Raw genomic sequence first — 846 nt, 5'->3', positions numbered from 1 at the left:
TTCCTGGAGCCGGCCCGGCGGCCGCTATCTATCGTTCGCCGAGCGTGAGGAGATCGCGCTGCTGAGGGTGCAGGGCAAGGGAGTGCGGCAGATCGCTCGGGCGCTGGGCCGCAGCCCGTCGACGATCTCGCGGGAGCCTCGGACCGGCAATGGGTGCAAGCGTGGAGCCCGGAGCAGATCTCGCGGCGGCTGCGGATCGACTTTCCCGACGACACGTCGATGCGGATAAGCCACGAGGCCATCTCTCAGGGGCTGTATATCGAGGGACGCGGCGCACTCGATCGTGAACTGATCTTGAATCTGCGCACCGGCCGGTCACTGCGGATGCCGCGAGCCCGCGCCAAGCGCGTGGCCTGGGCGCATGTCACCCCCGGACGTGCTGATCAGCGAACGCCCCGCAGAAGCCGAAAGTCGCGCGGTTCCGGGCCATTGGGAAGGTGACCTCATCATCGGCACCGGCCGCTCCACGATCGGCACACTTGTCGAGCGGACCACCCGGTTCACGGTCCTGATTCACCTGCCACGCGAGCATGGATGGGGCACATCCGCGCCGGTGAAGAACGGTCCCGCGCTCAGCGGCTACGGGGCCTCATCGATGAACAAGGCACTGACGGCGACGCTGACCAATCTCCCCGAGCAGATGGTGAAGTCGTTGACCTGGGATCGGGGAAAGGAGATGTCAGCGCATGCGGCGTTGACATCGAAGACCGGTCTCCCGGTCTTCTTCGCCGATCCCCACAGCCCATGGCAGCGCGGAACCAACGAGAACACCAATAGCCTTCTGCGGCAGTACTTCCCGAAAGGCACCGACCTATCACGGTGGACCGGAAGGGATCTCGCGGCGGT

Annotated in this window: 1 pseudogene; it reads left to right on the top strand. The window is 65.7% G+C overall.

The features are described 5' to 3' along the window. Positions 1–846: pseudogene (locus ON40_RS50365) on the top strand (IS30 family transposase); the annotation flags it as partial.

The organism is Nocardia jiangxiensis NBRC 101359, assembly GCF_000308615.1.
GTDB lineage: Bacteria > Actinomycetota > Actinomycetes > Mycobacteriales > Mycobacteriaceae > Nocardia > Nocardia jiangxiensis.
The sequence above is the reverse complement of the archived record's forward strand: the minus strand, read 5'-3'. Positions and strand labels throughout refer to the sequence as shown.